The 17,456-nt window shown below is 61.9% G+C and carries 16 protein-coding genes; 9 read left to right on the top strand and 7 right to left on the bottom strand.

The features are described 5' to 3' along the window. The first annotated feature begins 62 nt into the window (after positions 1 to 62). Positions 63 to 1,103: a tryptophan--tRNA ligase gene (gene trpS / locus FEZ59_RS03010; RefSeq protein WP_172932223.1), complete on the top strand. Its 1,041-nt coding sequence runs from the start codon at positions 63 to 65 to the stop codon at positions 1,101 to 1,103. Positions 1,104 to 1,203: 100 nt separating this feature from the next. Here the strand turns inward: trpS and FEZ59_RS03015 are convergent, their stop codons facing one another. Continuing rightward, positions 1,204 to 1,365 (bottom strand): hypothetical protein, encoded by a 162-nt coding sequence (locus tag FEZ59_RS03015; protein WP_172932224.1) that lies wholly within the window; start codon positions 1,363 to 1,365, stop codon positions 1,204 to 1,206. 691 nt (positions 1,366 to 2,056) lie between these two features. On the opposite strand from FEZ59_RS03015, the gene FEZ59_RS03020 reads away from it, so the two are divergent. Beyond that, positions 2,057 to 2,626 (top strand): GNAT family N-acetyltransferase, encoded by a 570-nt coding sequence (locus FEZ59_RS03020; RefSeq protein ID WP_172932225.1) that lies wholly within the window; start codon positions 2,057 to 2,059, stop codon positions 2,624 to 2,626. A gap of 436 nt (positions 2,627 to 3,062) precedes the next feature. Here the strand turns inward: FEZ59_RS03020 and FEZ59_RS03025 are convergent, their stop codons facing one another. The 5 genes from FEZ59_RS03025 to FEZ59_RS03045 all read right to left on the bottom strand — a co-directional run bounded on the left by FEZ59_RS03025 (position 3,063) and on the right by FEZ59_RS03045 (position 9,127). Beyond that, the gene (locus FEZ59_RS03025) at positions 3,063 to 3,884 is read right to left on the bottom strand and encodes an HAD-IIB family hydrolase (RefSeq protein ID WP_172932226.1); all 822 of its coding nucleotides are present in this window, start codon (positions 3,882 to 3,884) and stop codon (positions 3,063 to 3,065) included. Positions 3,885 to 4,519: 635 nt separating this feature from the next. Continuing rightward, a complete protein-coding gene (locus FEZ59_RS03030) occupies positions 4,520 to 5,068 on the bottom strand; it encodes an AAA family ATPase (protein WP_021333803.1) in 549 nt (182 codons plus the stop codon). Between the two features lie 621 nt (positions 5,069 to 5,689). Continuing rightward, positions 5,690 to 6,067, bottom strand: coding sequence for an ASCH domain-containing protein (locus FEZ59_RS03035; RefSeq protein WP_172932227.1), 378 nt, complete (start codon positions 6,065 to 6,067; stop codon positions 5,690 to 5,692). Positions 6,068 to 6,324: 257 nt separating this feature from the next. Next, a complete protein-coding gene (locus tag FEZ59_RS03040) occupies positions 6,325 to 8,304 on the bottom strand; it encodes an amino acid permease (protein WP_020968334.1) in 1,980 nt (659 codons plus the stop codon). A gap of 4 nt (positions 8,305 to 8,308) precedes the next feature. Further along, positions 8,309 to 9,127: a polysaccharide deacetylase family protein gene (locus FEZ59_RS03045; protein WP_020968335.1), complete on the bottom strand. Its 819-nt coding sequence runs from the start codon at positions 9,125 to 9,127 to the stop codon at positions 8,309 to 8,311. 122 nt (positions 9,128 to 9,249) lie between these two features. Here FEZ59_RS03045 and FEZ59_RS03050 point away from each other — a divergent pair, with 122 nt between their 5' ends. From FEZ59_RS03050 to FEZ59_RS03060, 3 genes are all read left to right on the top strand, one after another. Then, positions 9,250 to 10,779: an LCP family protein gene (locus FEZ59_RS03050; RefSeq protein WP_346343213.1), complete on the top strand. Its 1,530-nt coding sequence runs from the start codon at positions 9,250 to 9,252 to the stop codon at positions 10,777 to 10,779. A gap of 133 nt (positions 10,780 to 10,912) precedes the next feature. Further along, positions 10,913 to 11,119, top strand: coding sequence for a hypothetical protein (locus FEZ59_RS03055; protein WP_124568973.1), 207 nt, complete (start codon positions 10,913 to 10,915; stop codon positions 11,117 to 11,119). Between the two features lie 46 nt (positions 11,120 to 11,165). Next, the gene (locus tag FEZ59_RS03060) at positions 11,166 to 11,996 is read left to right on the top strand and encodes a crotonase/enoyl-CoA hydratase family protein (protein ID WP_021333819.1); all 831 of its coding nucleotides are present in this window, start codon (positions 11,166 to 11,168) and stop codon (positions 11,994 to 11,996) included. Between the two features lie 87 nt (positions 11,997 to 12,083). Here FEZ59_RS03060 and FEZ59_RS03065 read toward each other — a convergent pair whose 3' ends face one another. Next, positions 12,084 to 12,575: an inorganic diphosphatase gene (locus FEZ59_RS03065; RefSeq protein ID WP_020968339.1), complete on the bottom strand. Its 492-nt coding sequence runs from the start codon at positions 12,573 to 12,575 to the stop codon at positions 12,084 to 12,086. Positions 12,576 to 12,678: 103 nt separating this feature from the next. Between FEZ59_RS03065 and dacB the strand changes: the two genes are divergently transcribed. From dacB to hpt, 4 genes are read left to right on the top strand one after another with little or no spacing between them, the layout of a single operon-like run. Beyond that, positions 12,679 to 14,088, top strand: a complete 1,410-nt coding sequence (gene dacB / locus FEZ59_RS03070; protein WP_029254401.1) for a D-alanyl-D-alanine carboxypeptidase/D-alanyl-D-alanine-endopeptidase — start codon at positions 12,679 to 12,681, stop codon at positions 14,086 to 14,088. Continuing rightward, positions 14,088 to 15,161: a zinc-dependent metalloprotease gene (locus tag FEZ59_RS03075; protein WP_019746776.1), complete on the top strand. Its 1,074-nt coding sequence runs from the start codon at positions 14,088 to 14,090 to the stop codon at positions 15,159 to 15,161. The genes dacB and FEZ59_RS03075 overlap by 1 nt, the downstream gene beginning before the upstream one ends. Beyond that, a complete protein-coding gene (tilS, locus tag FEZ59_RS03080; protein WP_172932229.1) occupies positions 15,162 to 16,139 on the top strand; it encodes a tRNA lysidine(34) synthetase TilS in 978 nt (325 codons plus the stop codon). 3 nt (positions 16,140 to 16,142) lie between these two features. Further along, a complete protein-coding gene (gene hpt / locus FEZ59_RS03085; RefSeq protein ID WP_019746778.1) occupies positions 16,143 to 16,697 on the top strand; it encodes a hypoxanthine phosphoribosyltransferase in 555 nt (184 codons plus the stop codon). Positions 16,698 to 17,456: the final 759 nt, after the last annotated feature.

Genomic DNA, 17,456 nt, shown 5'->3' on the forward strand with positions numbered 1-17,456 from the left:
GCAAGTCAATCCTGACCGTGCTCGAGGTTCCGTACAGCCCCTGACCATTCAGGAGCCCTACGTTGACTTCCCTCGAAACCACCACTGCACGCAGCGACCGTCTGCGCGACGACATCGCCGAAAACCCGAGCCGTTATCGAGTCCTCACCGGTGAACGCCCTACCGGTCCACTACATCTCGGACACTACTTCGGCACCCTCGCCGAAAGAGCCCGCCTGCAACAGCGCGGCGTCGACACCTTCATCATCCTCGCGGATTACCAGGTCATCACTGACCGCGACGCCATCGGCAACATCCGCGACAACGTGTACGGCGCTGTGCTGGACTACCTTGCCTCAGGCATCGACCCGCAACGAGCGACGATCTTCACCCACTCTGCGATACCCGCGCTGAATCAACTCCTGTTGCCGTTCCTGAGCCTGGTCACCGAGGCCGAGTTGCACCGCAATCCGACAGTCAAGGCCGAACACGCCGCGTCCGGACGTGCCCTCAGCGGCCTTCTGCTCACATACCCGGTCCATCAGGCTGCGGACATACTGTTCTGCAAGGGCAACCTCGTTCCGGTGGGGAAAGACAACCTCCCACACGTCGAAATGACTCGTGTGATCGCGCGACGCTTCAACGATCGTTACGGCCAGGTCTTCCCCGAACCTCAAGCGCTGCTTACCTCGAGCCCCGAAGTACCTGGACTCGACGGCAGAAAGATGTCCAAGAGTTACGGAAACGCCATCACACTGTCGATGACCGTCGATGAGACGGCAGCGGTGATCCGCAAGGCACCGACCGACTCACAACGCCGCATCACCTTCGACCCGATCAACCGCCCCGGGGTATCCGCACTGCTTACCACAGCAGCATTGTGCTCAGGTCACGACGAGAATGACCTCGCCGACCAGATCGGCGACGCCGGCGCAGGTGCTCTCAAAAAGCTCACCACCATGCTCGTGAACGACTTCCTCGCCCCTCACCGGCAACGCAGAAAAGACCTCGCCCAAGACCCCTACCATGTCGCCGACGTCCTGCGCATCGGAAACCAGCGCGCGAACGAAATCGCCCAACAGACCCTCGATGAAGTCCGAACCGCAATGGGCACCATTTACTGATCGACTCCTACCCATAGCGCACTCCAGTAGTTTGGACATTCATCGTGTTGCGACGATCCCTGGAATCCGCCTATTCGGTCCGGGCCTCACTGCTGTACTCCTAGGCCAGGGCAGGGCGCTCCGGCACCTTCATCAGAACCGGCTTAGCACCCTTGGTGTATCGGTACGCCCACTGACCGCCCTCCAACATCATCGCCAGCCTGCCCTCGTCCGGGACCGGGCTCCACCCTTCAGTCTCACCCGGTTCTGCGCTCTCGCTCAACTCGGTATTGTCTCAACTTCCGAAAACCGGCCGAATCCAGTACAAACCCGCGCACAGTAGAAGGCACGAGTGCCGCCACCGGAAAGCCAGTGCCGCCGATGCTCGCCACACTTGGGCATCCACCAACGGGGGCGCGCTGGCATATTGACTGAACTAGCGGATCGAATCATTGCAGGTCGGGGTCGTGCTGATGCTTTCCTCAGTATGTGCAGCGAGACGCACCGGGAGGATTTTGCAAGGCTTGTCGTCCCCGACGTGGGGCGGCTGATTTCGGCCGGTTCCGAAGCAGAGCCGTATCGGTTGCTCGACGCGTCCGGTGATGCAATCGGCACAGCGACCCTATTTTTCGCGGAACTTTACGCGTGTGATCGGTCGTCGGCGACGATCCGATCGTACGGACATGACTTGGTGCGGTGTGGAGTTTTCTCGCAGCAGTCGACGTGGGAGGGGAGAGCGACTCCCACGGAGGGCCGTGATTTTGCGCGTTGGATGAAGATTGCGGATAAACCCAGGCGTGAACACTGGCGGAGGCGTGGCGAAAGAGTCTCCGGCACAACACCTGTAGGGGGAAACGCGGTCTCGAGTGGTCAACGAGGTCACCGGCAAGCCGCTCTTTCCTGTACCTACGGGGTCAACACCTTGTCGCAACAGGAGAACCGCCCAACTTCGCTGGCATGAAAGGATGCTATTCATGCCCGCTCTCGTCGGTCCCGATTCCTCGCCGAATATGTTGAGCTGCCGCAACCAACCCGTCTTGTCGGGTCCCAAAATTCTCCTGCGACCGTGGGTCGACAGCGACGCCAGTTCCGTAGTCGATGCGTACTCCGACCCTGACATCCAGCGGTGGAACATGCGCGCTATGAACGACATCGACGAAGCCCGAAGTTGGATCCGATCATGGCGGACACAATGGTCGGCCGACAGCGACGCAGGCTGGGCCATCACCACCGACCGAGGGGACGTCGCCGGATCTGTCTCACTACGAACCGTGCATTCACCATCGTCGAGCGCACAGATCTCGTACTGGCTCCAGCCGGCAATGCGAGGCTCGGGCCTTGCTGCCCAAGCGGTCGAGACAGTAAGCGAATGGGCTTTCGGCACCGCAAATTTTCAGCGGTTGTGGTTGACACACTCGGTACACAATCAAGCCTCTTGCGCAGTCGCCCACCACGCTCACTTCCAGCAGGAAGGCACGTTGCGGAGGTACATGCTGCACGCAGACGGATGGCACGACGTGCACCTGCACGCCAGAATCGCCTGAATAGCCCCAGCTACGACCAACTCACCCGAACGCGACAATCCTTGGGACACCGGAGACCCTGCGGTCAGATTCGACCTTCGACAGCAAGCCTTCGGCCTGCACAGGCACCGGCAATCTTCCATGCAATACGGCGAACACCATCAGCCCAATACTTCAGAAAATGCGCAAAGATGCAGTCCACATTGGTATCAACGCCGCGAACCCCCGGCGCTTGTCTCAGAATCTCCCCATGCCCGAATGTTGTCTCATATTTTCGGCGATGGCGGCAAGCATCCGGCTGAGATCGATGCAGAGGACGTGGGGAACTTGCGGTTCGTGTCGGCGTGTTGATCCAAATCGGGCCGGGTTCGACGCAGTCGGCCACTGGGTTCGAGTTTCCTACTGCCCGCATCGGTCCTCACAGTGAAAAATACGCGAGGCAATTTCGCGTTTTCGTCTATCGGAACCATGTCGACAATGCGGTGGCAAGACCGTCCTCGGTGCCTGGTGGGCAGATCTGGTCGGCTGCGGCAAGCACGGAAGCGGGTGCGTGACCCATGGCCACGCCGTGAGCTGCCCAGTCCAGCATTTCCAGATCGTTGATGCCGTCACCGACGGCTAGGGTCCGTGTTGCGGCGACGCCCAGCTCGATGCGCAGCCTTTCCAGCATCGCAGCCTTGCTTACGCCGGCTGCGGTCAAGTCGGCCAGTGGTTCGTCTTCGTAGCACAGGCTTCGAATGCCGGGGAGGTCGAGAGTAGACAAGATTTCGGTCAGCTCCCGCCCATTGCGTCCAGGCCAGTGGATCGCTAGTCGAGTGGTCGGCGTGGTCGCAAGTTCGTCGATATCGACCAGCTCGACCTCGCCGTGGTGCATATCCGCGTCGTCGACACGGCCGGTTGCTCTGACCCCGATGCCCGGGTTCTCGGCTACGAAGATCGCGCCGGGTAGTTGTTCGCGTAGTACCGCGATGGGAGTGCGTAAATCGAAGACCACTTGCTCCGCGATTTTCCCGGTTGCGGCATCGATCAGCACGGCCCCGTTGGAACAGATCGCGAACCCCGTCATGATGTCGAGTTCGAGTAGGAACGGTCGTGTGGCGGGGGCGAGTCTGCCGGTGCACAGCACGACGTGGGCTCCGGATCGAACAGCGGCCCGCACAGCCGATCTGACTGCGATGCTGATCGTTTCGTGCGCGAGCGGATTCGTGTCCTCCGCGACGTGCAGGGTGCCGTCAATGTCGAGGGCAATCATCATCGGGTGGCCGGATTCGAAAACCAAGGGTCATCCTTCGATAGTGTCAACTCGACAAAATTCATCGGTAGACCGTGTGTAGGTCGGTTCGGGTGCAACATACTCGAATCGGTATTCGTCGCCCAAACAGAAGCAGTGTCCGCCACGTCATCGGCACCGTCCACACACTCAGCGGGCGAGGCATCGCATTCCGCTCCCTCACAGAAGGATTCGACACCACCGAGGATGGACGGTGGTTCCTGAGCTGCGGTCATCGGATCACGCGAGGTCGCCCGCGGCCATGAAATGCCCGAATCAGAAATGTCAGACCTGGTTAATGAACTCCCCACAAGGTGAGACGGGTTTCTCGGACACGCTGTCGATTCGACAACTGTTGAAATCGATTTCGCTCCGGAACTGTTTTCTGTCGGCGGACGAGGGTTAGCTGGTGATCTGCACTTATTTCTCAGTCACATAAGGGAACATGTCTCATCCTCCGGTGCCTCAGAAACAGCCTTGGTCTCAACAGTTCACGGCCGATTCTGAGACTGACAGCGAAATCCGAGACCGCAGTCGGCGAACCAAAGAGGGCTTTCCACTCTGGTTGGAGGGTCCCTGGCTGGTATGCCTCGTATGGCCCGCGAGATGTCCTGCAACAACACGGTTTCCGGCGGATTGAGCCGCTACTGTGCAAAGAGTCGGAAACGGTCGTCGCGAATGGCCGCTGCCACTTGTTGGGCACTCTGTTCTTCCTCGTCGCCCGACGTGTCCAGTACATGATCGTCGAGCTCGCCGAGGTCGGAGAACTGATCCCACATCGAGAGGATTGGACCCTCGTCGATCAAGGCGCTTGGCGCGGTTCGGGCTTGGGCTCGCTTCAGCGTGATGTCGCGCTGCGGCCGGAGCACGATGTAGTGGACCGCCAAGTTCGGGTGCTGTGTCGCGTGTGTTCGGAAGTGGGGGAGCATCCACGGCCCGATGATTCCGTCGATCACCGTGGTGAAGTCGCCGCGAGCATAGGTATAGGCGGCGCCGGCGATCACATCCATGACAGTCTGGTTCTGCGCATCGGACGTGGGCTCGTACGGAGGTATCGCGCCCGAAACGATGCAGTGCCAGAAGTCGTCTGTGTGCAGATGAACGCCTTTGCTGTAGCCGCGGGCAAGTTTCGCGGCGAGGGTCGACTTCCCTGCCCCTGGTGGGCCGGTCAGAATGATCACTTGTGCGCTCACGCACCACAACCTATCCCTATCTCGACGGCTGAAGCACCCGATTTTCCCGGCCTAGGTCCAGTGTTCTCGCCGAACGACGCGGCGATGTCGTGCGAAGCGTCGCCGCCGTCGTGCTCGCGGTTTGGCCGCGAACATTTCTGTCCCGAAATCGCACTCCGAGTTGGCCCGCGCTGGCAGTTCGCCGCCATGCACTCGGATCGTGCGTTCTCGTGCGGGTAGTGCAATGCACGGCTGGGCGGAGAGTTTCGTGGTTGTCGACGCCGTCGAAGTCCCTATGGCATCTCCGATGGAGATACGTCCAACCCTGGGTCAGCATCGCCGGAAAGTCGAGTATGGTCCGGTCATGGGCCGACTCACAGAACTACTCAAGTCCGTAAAATCACTCGGATCGCGCAAAGACACCGCCGCCAAGCAGGAAAAACGCGCACTGGATCGGTGGGAAAACGAAGGCGGTCCTGTCGCAGAGGATCCACGACAACGCTGACCCCGGACGAGTGCCAGCGCGCCTGGACCGATCAACCCAGCCAGAATGGGCCGCAACGACCTGATCGGCGCCGGCAGTGCAGACCTCGACGCACACGGAAATACAACAGACGTTTTCGACGGCTGAGGTCGGTCGCACTACGTCGTGGGCAGTGACGAATCCCCGTGGTGACCAGTGGCTATGACTACCACCTGAACAACTGCGTCTTCAGGCATCTCGGGGTAGTAGTTGACCCGGAGTTGTCTTTCGAAATTCGTCATGTCGGTGCCGGGTGGCTGGCGGGCTGCTAGCGGCGACAGATGAGCGAGATCGTACGTTTCTACAGCAGTGACCTGTCCTGCAAGGGGGCGGGCGGTCGGGTGATTGTCGAAGATGAAAATTGCCGGCCCTTCGTGTATGTCTTCGCGCCAGCGGACGGTGGAAACTTTCGCGCCAGAAACCACTGCCGTGTAATGCTTCTGATGAAAGTGCACGGTTTGAGCAGGCGCGCCGGTCGTCATGTTCGCATTGTCCACTGAGTGTCTCCTCCGGACCATAGATCGAACGAAGAATCGCGTTCAACGACTCCCCGCCCCGGTAAGCCCGTCCTGCTCCCAATGGCTTGTCACTGATATTCGCCGACTTCTGAGGCTGCAGATGTTCACCGGATGCGTTCTCGCAGAATGCTCGAACCTCGTGGCCGAGGTCGGTTGTGCCAGAAGCAATAAACAAAGCCGGCTGTGCGAGCAACGGCGCACCGGTACCCGCGTGAGCGGTCGGTGGGAGTGCGGCGTCAACCGACGTGGACGTGTGGCCGTCGGGACTGGTCGGGTTCGGCTCGGCGGAGAACCTCACGGGTCACGGGAGCGGTTTCGCCCTCACCGATGAACAGGAAGCGGAGCAGGTACATGATCGGGTTTCCCTCGGTCCACTCGAAGTAGACGTCGGGAATCACGCCGGTGATGTCTCTCGTCCGCAGGAGAACCGCCGCAATGGTGTTGGGGACGGCAGGGCTGTCGACCCAGAGGATCCGGTGCTCACCGCGCTGTCGGCCGTGGACGAGGAGGTCGGTGCTGAATTCGGAGGAGTCCGTGACGTTGACCTCGATGAAGATGATCGACTCCGCCTCCGGGATGTTGCTTTCGGCGCGCTGCTGCGATTCCTTCTGCCGATACTCGTCCTCGTCGAGACGATCGACGTCGTGCGCCACCATCGCGAGGTAACCCTTCTCGGCTGCCTCGGCGATGAATTGCAGTGCAGTCTCGTCGAATTCGACGGAGGTTGCCCGTAGTTCGAAGGCTCGCGAGATCCGGGAAAGGAAGGACACCACCATGATCGCGGCGATGAAGAACGATGCGACTTTCACACCGTCTGGACGTTCGAAGATGTTCGCGATCGTCGTGTAGACGAACAAAACTGCAACAAAACTGAACCCCACGAACAGTTTTCGCTGACCGTGCTTGCGAGCGGACAGGGCAACGGCGACGGTCGCCGACGAGATGAGCACGAGGACACCGGTTGCGTACGCGGAACTCTGAGCGTCGACACCGGCGTCGAAGTAGATCGTGACGGTGATGGCGATGACGCTGAACACGAGGACCAGCGGACGCACGGCGCGGGCCCACGACGGCGCCATGCCGTAGCGGGGGAGATACCTCGGAACAAGATTGAGCAACCCTGCCATTGCCGACGCACCGGCAAACCAAAGGATGAGGATCGTGCTGAGATCGTAGACGGTTCCGAAGATCTCACCCAGATAGTCGTGCGCGAGGAAGGCAAGCGCGCGACCGTTGGCAGCGCCTCCGGGTTGGAACTCGTTTTCTGGGATCAGGATGGTGGTGACCAGGCTCGACGTCAGCAGGAATCCGCTCATGATCAGCGCCGCAGTGGTGAGCAGGCGCCGTGCGCCTTTGATTCGGCCACGTGGATTCTGTTCCGTGTCGTGCGGATCGCCCTTGATCTGCGGCATGACCGCGACGCCGGTTTCGAAGCCGGACAGACCGAGAGCCAACTTCGGGAAGACGATCAGCGCGATCAGGATCATCATCGCCGGGTTTCCGTGCTCGGTGGTCATGGCGCGCGTCCAGTCGGTGACCAACGACGGCGCGGTCGCGATGTGCCACAAACCTACGGAGATGACCACCACGTTCAAGGCGAGGTAGACGGCGACCAATCCGACCGCGATACCGATCGCTTCGGTGAATCCGCGGAGGAATACCGCAGCGAGGAGCGCGAGCAGAACAAGGGTGACGGCGACGGTGTGTCCGGAGAGAAAGGTTGGAGCAAAAGGATTCTCGACGAGGTGCGCCGTGGCATCGGCAGCCGAGAGCGTCATAGTGATGAGGAAATCGGTGGCCGCGAATCCGAGAAGCACGAGAACGAAGATCTTGCCGCGCCACTTGGGCAGCAGCTTCTCGAGCATGGCGATCGACCCCTCGCCATGCGGACTCTCGCGAGCCACTCGCCGGTAGACCGGGAGCGCACCGAACAGCGTCAGCAGAATCAACACGACTGTCGCGATGGGAGCCAACGTGCCGGCCGCCAGTGCCGCGATACCGGGTTGGTAACCGAGAGTGGAGAAGTAATCGACACCCGTCAGGCACATCACCTTCCACCACGGGTGGCGCTTCTCCTTCTTCGGCGCCATCCGGTGTGGCCCCAGATGTCCGGCGGGTTCCTCGGTGATGTCCGCGAGCAGCCAGGCCTCGGTGCGTTGTTTCACAGACGGAGCCCTGTTGTCGGCCGGAACCTCGTTGTCGGCTGCGGTCACCACGGCGTCACGGCTTCAGATAGACATCGTTGAGCGTGACCGTCCGCAGGTTCCGGCTTCGGATGATGTCCACCAGTTGCGGATACACGTGGGTCACGGGCAGATAGTTGAGGTGTCCGATCACTATGGCCCCCGGATTGAAGTACTGGTTCGCCATCTGCAGGATGTACTCCTCGGTGATCAACGAAGAATCCGACAGCGACCCGTACCAGAGGGTGGGTACGGTGTAGCCGACGCTCGCGGCCACGGAATCGACTGTCGCGTTGTGCCTTCCATACGGCGGCCGAAAGTACGGCGCCGCATCCACGCCGTAGGTGTTGCGCAGGAACGTGCCGTTCTTCGTCAGCTCGTCGGCGATCTGCTGCTTCGACACTGACGTCAGATCCGGGTGCGAGTAGGTGTGATTGCCGAGCTGAATTTGTCCGCTCTCGACAAGAGGTCTGAGAAGTCCGGCGTTTTCGGTCCACGAGTTGTATTGCCCGTTGACGAAGTACGTCAAACGGATGCCGGTGTCTTTTGCGAACTGTGTGTAGAGGCGCACGACTTCGGAGCTGGCTCCGTCGTCAACCGTCAGGGCCAACAGATCCCCGCCGCCGGGCAGGGCGGTCAACGATCCGCCGGCGGGCAGCGGCACCCGGGCAGACGGCGGTGGAGGCGGCAGCAAGGCAGGCGGGAGATTCGGAACAGCGGCGGGGTCTGCTGGCTCGTCGGCTGCGGCGACGGCCGTCCCGACGGAACGTGACGAACAAGCGGTTCCCATGGTCACTGCGGCGGTTCCGGTCAGAGTTGCTGCTGCGAGGGCACTGAGGAAGCGTCGGCGGTCCACAGGGCGGAGCCTAGAGCAGATTTGCCCAATTCGGACTTCATTCTCAGCGTTCTTTCAGCGAATGACCAGCTGTGTCCGGTATCGACAGGTTCTACTCAGGAACGGTGGATAGCGTGTCGGCCGTGGAACCGCGACCTCGACACTCGGCAACCAGGCACAGGCGTAGGCGTCAACCGCAGCGGTCGACGCTCTCGGTAGGGCGCAAGCTGGCGGCGGCGTCCCTGTCGACGACGATTCTGGTGGGCGTCGGAATCGGGTGGTATGTGCAGTCGGATCTGACGTCGGGGATGTACCGGTCGGATGCGCTCTCCGCCCTCGGTGACGACGCCGGAAGTTCTCTCGACGGGGATACCAACATCTTGTTGATCGGGCTCGACAGTCGCAAGGCGATGGACGGCAGTGACCTGCCGGCAGAGTTCGTCACCGACAAGTTGCACGCAGGGGACAGTGATGTGGGTGGGTACAACACGAACACGCTTATCCTGCTCCATGTTCCGGGCGATGGTGGCAAGGCCAGTGCGGTGGCAATTCCACGCGACGATTACGTCGCGGTACCCGGCTATGGAATGGCCAAGATCAAGGAAGCCTACGGAATGGCGAAGGCTGATGCGGACGCCAAACTCGTAGCGGACGGTGTGACGGATCCTGCTGCACGAGAACAACAAGCGCGTGAAGTCGGTCGGCGGTCGACACTGACCACCGTGCAGAATCTGCTCAAGGTTCCGATCGATCACTTTGCCGAAGTGAACCTGATGGGCTTCTATGACGTCGTCTCGGCTATCGGCACTGTTCAGGTGTGCCTCAACAATCCGGTGCAGGATGACTTCTCGGGCGCCAACTTCCCGGCGGGGGTTCAGACTCTCGATGCGTCACAGGCACTTTCGTTTGTCCGTCAACGCCACGGCTTGGACAACGGGGACTTGGATCGCACCCACCGGCAGCAGGCTTTCATCAGCGCGGTGATCGCCAACTTGAAGAGCTCCGGCGTCATCGGAAACATTCCGAAGATGACGGCACTGGCCGACGTGGTGAAGAAGGACGTGGTGATCGATTCCGCCATGGATCCCGTCCGATTCGCTTCTCAGGCAAGCGCTCTCGCGGGTGGGAATATCGACTTCTACACCCTGCCCATCGAGGGATACGAGACCGTCGACGGCCAGGACGTCAACACGGTCGATCCGGCGCGTCTGCGTAGTGAAGTGTCGAGGATCTTCGCGGGAGGCGACTCTGCGTCTGCCCCTGCGATGGACACCGCGATCTCGACCGGGAACGAAGTTGTGGACATCCGCAACGGAACCGCGACGGACGGGTTGGGCGCCGCGTTGGCGTCGGAGATGAAAGCGTCGGGAGTCGAAGTCGGCGAGGTGAGCACCGCAGCTGCGACGGCAAAGTCGGTGGTCAGCTATGGAGTCGGCGCCAAAGCCGTCGCAGAGGCGCTGGCCGAGCAGTTGGGCGTGGCCGCAGTGCCGAACGAGCAGGCAGCGGCCGAATCAGTGTCTGTACTGATCGGTGAGGACAATGCGCAGACCGTGTTCTCGGCCGCTCCGGCGCAGTCGGACTCCTCGGTATCCGCCGGCACAGTTCCCGATACGGGAGCGCAGGGATCACCCATCCGAGCCGACGCGAATGGCGGCATCCCCTGTGTGGACTAACTCTCAGGTAATTCGCACGAAACTCACGCTGACTTCTTCGATCTGCGGGTCTACATTGGAGAAGTCGAACTCAGTCGGGTACTTCACCTTTGGGGTACCTGACTGAGATTGCGTAGTTGAAAGGATCACCGACATGGCTACAACAGCAGCGGTACAGAATCCGACACGCTCACGTGCCAGGACCATGTCCTTGTCCGAGTACGTGGCCGAGCATCCGGCGCAGCGCGTTTTCCCACCGACCAGTGAGCGGGCGGCCAGGATGGCGATGCTCATCATGTTCGCCCTGATGGCCGTCACCCTCGTCGTACTGGTACTTGACGAGGCAGGAATCTTCGGATGAAGGCAGCGGTCTTCGGCTGAGCCCGACCTTTAGTTACTCTTGAGTAATGACTGAACAGAAGAGCTGGAATGCGTTCACCGTCGAGCGCGAAGACAACATCGCCCAGGTGACGCTGATCGGGCCGAGCAAGGGCAACGCGATGGGGCCGGATTTCTGGAATGAACTCCCCGAAATCTTCGCCGACCTCGACGCCGATCCCGAGGTGCGTGCAATCGTCATCGCCGGTTCCGGCAAGCACTTCTCGTTCGGACTGGACCTGCCGGCGATGAGCGGTGAATTCGGTGCCGTCCTCGCGGACAAGGCTCAGGCAGGTCCGCGCACCAAATTCCACGACATGATCAAGCGCATGCAGTCGGGCATCAATGCCGTCGCAGACTGCCGCAAGCCCGTCGTCGCAGCTGTTCAGGGCTGGTGCATCGGCGGCGGCGTCGACCTCATCACGGCGGCGGACATCCGCTACGCAAGTGCCGATGCCAAGTTCAGCATCCGCGAGGTCAAGGTCGCGATCGTCGCAGACATGGGCAGCCTCGCGCGTCTGCCCGCGATCATCGGTGACGGACACCTGCGTGAATTGGCTCTGACCGGCAAGGACATCGACGCAGCGCGCGCCGAGAAGATCGGCCTCGTCAACGACGTTTTCGAAGATGCCGACGCGGTACTGGCAGCGGCGCGCGCGACCGCCAAGGAGATTGCGCTCAATCCGCCGCTCGTGGTCCACGGGATCAAGGACGTGCTCGATCACACCCGCAGCGCGAGCGTGAACGACAGCCTTCGCTACGTCGCAGCCTGGAACGCGGCGTTCCTGCCTTCGCAGGATCTGACCGAGGCCATCACCGCCGTCTTCCAGAAGCGCCCGCCAGTCTTCCAGGGTGAGTAGGAACTGCAAGGGCGAGTAAAAACAGCACAAAAATCCCCGCACATCTTCCGATGTGCGGGGATTTTCGTAAGGCCTGAGAACTCGAGCTCAGTGACCGCCGTCGGCAGCGAGACGCTTGATCGAAGCCTCGATCTCGGCCTCTGCCTCGGCGCGGCCGACCCAGTTGGCTGCCTCGACGTGCTTGTTCGGCTCGAGGTCCTTGTAGTGGACGAAGAAGTGCTTGATCGCATCGAGCTCGAACTGTGAGATGTCACCCAGATCCTGGATGTGATCCCAGCGGGGGTCACCGGCCGGAACGCAGAGGACCTTGTCGTCTCCGCCGGCCTCGTCGACCATCTTGAACATCGCGACTGCGCGAGCCTCGACGATGACGCCGGGGAAGACCGACTCGGGGAGCAGGACCATGGCGTCGAGCGGATCGCCGTCCTCACCCAGGGTGTTTTCGATGAAGCCGTAGTCGGCCGGGTAGCCGAAAGCTGTGTAGAGGTAGCGATCGAGTTTGACGCGACCGGTTACGTGGTCGACCTCGTACTTGTTGCGCTGACCCTTGGGGATCTCGATGGTGACGTCGAACTCCACGCCGATTCCTCGCTGTCGTGTCGGTAATGATTCGTCGGAAGGATATCGGGTCAAGGATAAGGTTGCCTGACCACCCAGTAGGCAGAGCACAGACGGAGGGGCGTTGGCGGGCCAAGGAAAGAAGAAGATCGGCTCGTTGGAAGAGAGTCGACGGCGTAACTTCCGCATCCTTCTGGCGGTCGGTGCAGTGGTTGTACTGGCCGTCGCCGGAGTTGTCGTCGTGAAACTCGGTACGTCGAACGACACAGCCGGCAGCGCGACCGTGACTACGTCGCCGCAGCCTGCGCTCGTGACGCCGTCACCTCAGGTGGTGCCCGTCCCGACGGACGCACCGATCCCGAGCGCGTCGGGAATTGCCGCGGCGATCGGCCCGGCCGTGGCCAACCCGGATCTGGGGAAGTTCACCGGAGTAGTCGCTGATGCGCTCACCGGAAACATTCTGTGGAGCGCAGACCCGTCGACGCCGATGACGCCTGCGTCCACGACGAAGGTGCTGACCGCATCGGCGGCACTGCTGAAGCTGCCGCTCGACCACCGGCTGGCCACGACGGTGGTCCCCGGAGCGAGCCCCGGGCAGGTCGTTCTGGTCGGCGGCGGTGACCCGACGCTGACGGCGACGCCGAAGGGGCAGAGCGGGTACTACGCCAACGCAGCGCACATCGCGGATCTCGTCGACCAGATCAAGGCTGCCGGTACGCCGGTGACCAGCGTCGTGGTGGACTCGAGTTTGTTCAAGGGCGACAACATGGCCACCGGGTGGTTCCCCGCTGACATCGCGGCCGGTTACATCACCCCGATCGAATCGGTGATGATCGAAGGTGGTCGGTACGACGGCACTCAAGACGAGTCGCCGCGTTCGGAAACGCCCGCGTTGGACGCGGGCAAGGTGCTCGCTCAGGCCCTCGGTGTCGATCCCGCCAACGTGAGTCTCGGCGCGGCGCCTGCCGGTGCCAAGCCGATCGCCACCGTGCAGTCGGCGCCGCTGAGCGACCGGCTGCTGCAGATGATGGAACATTCCGACAACGTGCTCGCCGAGACCATCGGGCGTGAGGTCGCGATTGCCTCCGGAATCGAAGCCTCGTTCACCGGAGCCGTCGACGCGACCGGCAAGACCCTGCAGGCCGCCGGGTTCGACTACACCGGAGTTTCGCTGCACGATTCCAGCGGACTTTCCGTCGACGATCTCATTCCCGCTCAGGTACTCGATCGCGTCATGACGGCTGCGGCCGGTGACGGTGATCCGAAACTGCGCCCCCTGCTGGACTACCTTCCGGTGGCCGGCGGAACAGGAAGTTTGTCCGACCGCTACGCGTCCGGAAACCGAACCGGTGCGGGTTGGGTACGGGCCAAGACGGGAACTCTCTCGACGGCCAGCGCGTTGTCAGGGTTCGTGGTCGATCAGAACGGGCGAGTGCTCACCTTCGCACTGATGTCCAATGACCGGCCGCCAGAAGTGAGCCGTCCTGCCCTGGACGCGATTGCCGGAGCATTGAGGAATTGCGGGTGCCAATAGTGGCCGAAAAGACTCCACAAGATGATGAAGCCTCGGCTCCGCTCGGTGGTGCCGTCGACTGGAGTCTTGCCGCCAAAGCCGGGATAAAACTGGCGCGCGGCGGCCCCGCGATGTCTCGCTACACGGCCGAGACGGCAACCGCAGAACTCGCCGAGGCATCCAAGCGTGCAGAACTGCCGGTTCGTGAAGTGACCGGTTTGGCCGACGGTCTACCGGTCCCGGCCGCTGACGTGCTCGACCGGGCCGGGTGGATCACGGCGGCCTCGCGGTCGATGGCGCATCTCACCGGCGCCGACCCTGACGGCAGTGGCAATCTTATCGTCGGAAAGCCGGCGGGCTTGCAGGCCGGCGCCATGCTGGCGTACCTGTCTTCGGCGATCCTCGGGCAGTACGACCCGTTCACCGGCGAGCACGGCACCCTGCTTCTGGTCACACCGAACATCGTCTCCGTCGAACGGTCCCTTCGGCTGAACCCGAGTGACTTCCGGTTGTGGGTCTGCCTGCACGAGGTCACCCACCGGGTTCAGTTCTCGTCCTCGCCGTGGCTAGCGGAGTACATGAAGGAATCCGTCGAAACGCTTGGTGCGACGGTGGACGAGTCGATGACCGACGTTGTCGGGCGCCTTGCTGCAGAGCTGCGCTCGCGGAAGGAACCCGACTCCAGTGACGGTGCGACGGCGGGCGGGATCATCGGCCTGCTGCGTGCTTCGCAGGCAGAACCTCAGCGTGACGCGCTGGATCGGATGCTCGTACTCGGCACCCTCCTCGAAGGGCATGCAGACCACGTGATGGACGCCGTCGGCCCCGCCGTGGTGCCGTCGGTGGCAACTATCCGCGCGGCCTTCGACAAGCGTCGGCAGCGCAAGTCCAACCCCGTGCAGCGGATCATCAAGATGCTTCTCGGCATGGACGCCAAGATGGCGCAGTACGTACGCGGCAAGGCCTTCGTCGACGCGGTGGTTCTCAAGGTCGGCATGGAGCAGTTCAACACCATCTGGACCGGGCCCGAGACCTTGCCGTTGCTGGACGAGATCGACAATCCCGACGCGTGGGTAAAGCGCGTTCTCGGCTAGATGCTGCTGCCTGAGACGCCTGCCCTACTGGCGCTGCGACAGGCCGTGCGGGCATGGACGGTCGCATTCGAGCCACGACGCCGTGTGGTCGTCGCCCTGTCCGGGGGCGCCGATTCATTGGCGTTGACCGCAGCAGCGGTGGCGGAAACCGATTCTGTCGACGCGTTGATCGTGGACCATCGGCTGCAGCCTGGTTCTGATGCCGTCGCGCGCTCGGCCGCAGACCAGGCGCTGGCGCTGGGTTGCCGGACCGCGACGGTGCTGACCGTCGACGTAGCCGAAGATGGGAGTCTCGAGGCCGCAGCGCGTGAGGCTCGGTACAACGCCCTGCGCGACGCCAGGACTGACCTCCCGGTTCTGCTCGGACACACGCTCGACGATCAAGCAGAGACCGTCCTTCTCGGACTGTCCCGCGGGTCCGGTGGGCGATCGATTCAGGGTATGGCGGCATTCGACGCCCCCTGGGGACGGCCGCTGCTCGGCATCCGTCGATCGGTGACCAGGGCGGCCTGCGTCGACCTGAGAATCACGCCGTGGGAGGACCCGCACAACAACAATCCCGAGTTCACTCGTGTCCGTCTGCGGCACGAGGCGTTGCCGCTACTCGAAGAAATTCTCGGCGGGGGAGTTCCCGAGGCGTTGGCCCGGACCGCGACACAGTTACGTGAGGACGGCGAGGCGCTCGACGAGTACGCCGAGGCCCTACTCCTACGGGTTGTCGTCGACGAAGAAGTGGAAGTGGACACACTTGCCGAAGCCCCCACCGCAATCCGTCGACGTGCTCTACGGGCCTGGCTGTTGCAGGGCGGCGCAAAAGCATTGACGGACAAACAGTTACGGGCAGTCGACGCCCTGGTGATCGACTGGCGGGGGCAAGGCGGCGTCGCGATCGGGGGCGGAACACCGGAGGCGAGGTTGGTGGCGGCCCGGCGACGTGGCAGGCTGATCCTCGGATTCGAAGACCGACGAAGGGTTTGACGCGTGTACGAGGGCGACATCGCATCGGTACTGATCTCCGAAGAACAGATCCGTGCACGAACGGCGGAACTGGCTGAGGAAATCGCCAAGCGTTACCCGGCAGGCGCCCCCGAAGGGGATCTCCTGCTGATCGGCGTCCTCAAGGGAGCGGTCTTCTTCATGACCGACTTCGCCCGCGCCCTGCCGATCCCGTCGCAGATGGAATTCATGGCCGTGAGCTCCTACGGATCCTCGACCTCGTCTTCGGGCGTCGTCCGCATCCTCAAGGACCTCGACAAGGACATCGCCGGTCGCCACGTGCTGATCGTCGAGGACATCATCGACTCGGGCCTGACGTTGTCGTGGTTGATGCGCAACCTCAAGACGCGCAATCCCGCTTCGCTCGAGGTCGTCACCCTGCTCCGCAAGCCGGACGCCGTCAAGATCGACGTCGACGTCCGCGACGTGGGCTTCGACATCCCCAACGAGTTCGTCGTCGGTTACGGCCTCGACTACGCCGAGCGGTACCGCGATCTGCCGTACATCGGCACCCTGGACCCTGAGGTCTACGGCGGCTGAGCCTGCTCGCGCCTGGAGTGCGGCTCAGGCGCGGACCCTGGGCAAGACATCGTCGTGCTCCAAATGGTTTCGTGTCGGGGCGCTGAGCGGTTCGTTCCAGTTTTGTGTTGGGATCGGGATGGATTTGATTTCCGAGTTGTGAACTGACGTGGATAACGCAGCTGCATCCCTGCGTGGCATACCAAATTGCTGTGAAGTGGTTCAATTCGCAGATCAGCGAATGGTGTTCCGGCGATTTCCGTTGAGGCATCTCGAAGTTCCTGCTGACGTGTCCACGGCTACGGCTACGGCCACAGACTCGAAGCATGGCGATGTCACGTGTCTCCGACAAGTAGCCGCGATGCTTGAACGTACCCATAAAACACGCAAATTCCGCGTCGGCGATTGATCTCTCGATCAATCGCCGATGGTAGGCGTAGCGATGCGCTTTCGACGGCTCCTCATATTTTGGCCGTGCTGGCAAGTTCATCGACGGCGTACGGCTGAAGTCGGGGTACTCGCCGACTAGGTGCTGCGGTTAGGTGAGTTTCGTTCTGGAAAAGGCGAGGTAGTAGGTCCAAGGTTCGTCCTTTGTTCCGATAGGGTGGCGCTCGATCTCCAAAACTGGACGGTTTGTCGGTATCACTCTCTATTCTGATTGAACTAACGAAATCCGTTTCAGCGGACCGGTCCCGAACGCGTTGCATTCAAGATTTATGGATGGGACAGATTCGCTAATTTTGGCAATTTCCAACCACACCCACCAGTGTGATCGGTTCT

This window comes from Rhodococcus sp. MS13, from assembly GCF_013277835.1.
GTDB lineage: Bacteria > Actinomycetota > Actinomycetes > Mycobacteriales > Mycobacteriaceae > Rhodococcus_F > Rhodococcus_F erythropolis.

Excerpts from the sequence above, each read along its gene's own strand:
- FEZ59_RS03020 (WP_172932225.1), top strand. The coding sequence starts at position 2,057 with ATGCCCGCTCTCGTCGGTCCCGATTCCTCGCCGAATATGTTGAGCTGC.
- FEZ59_RS03055 (WP_124568973.1), top strand. The coding sequence starts at position 10,913 with ATGGCTACAACAGCAGCGGTACAGAATCCGACACGCTCACGTGCCAGG.
- FEZ59_RS03060 (WP_021333819.1), top strand. The coding sequence starts at position 11,166 with ATGACTGAACAGAAGAGCTGGAATGCGTTCACCGTCGAGCGCGAAGAC.
- tilS (WP_172932229.1), top strand. The coding sequence starts at position 15,162 with ATGCTGCTGCCTGAGACGCCTGCCCTACTGGCGCTGCGACAGGCCGTG.